Here is a 319-nt window from a genome sequence, read left to right on the forward strand (position 1 = left end):
GCGGCATCAACCCGTGCCGCAGCGCCAGTACCGACTTGATCACACCCGCCACACCCGCAGCCGCCTGCGTATGCCCGATGTTCGACTTCACCGACCCCAGCCGCAGCGGCCGGTCTTCGGAGCGGCCCTGCCCGTACGTCGCCAACAACGCCTGCGCCTCGATCGGATCACCCAGACTCGTCCCGGTGCCGTGCGCCTCCACCAGGTCCACATCGGCCGACGACAGTCCCGCCGAGGCCAGCGCCTGCCGGATCACCCGCTGCTGCGACGGACCGTTCGGCGCCGTCAACCCGTTCGACGCACCGTCCGAATTGACCGC

1 protein-coding gene is annotated in these 319 nt (G+C 70.2%); it reads right to left on the reverse strand.

Annotated elements, in window-relative coordinates; genetic code table 11:
- The coding region (locus tag IG88_RS39960; RefSeq protein ID WP_158854263.1) for a polyketide synthase at positions 1 to 319 on the reverse strand (319 nt) is incomplete at both ends.

The organism is Streptomyces sp. NRRL F-5650 (assembly GCF_000721365.1).
Taxonomy (GTDB): Bacteria; Actinomycetota; Actinomycetes; order Streptomycetales; family Streptomycetaceae; genus Streptomyces; species Streptomyces ardesiacus.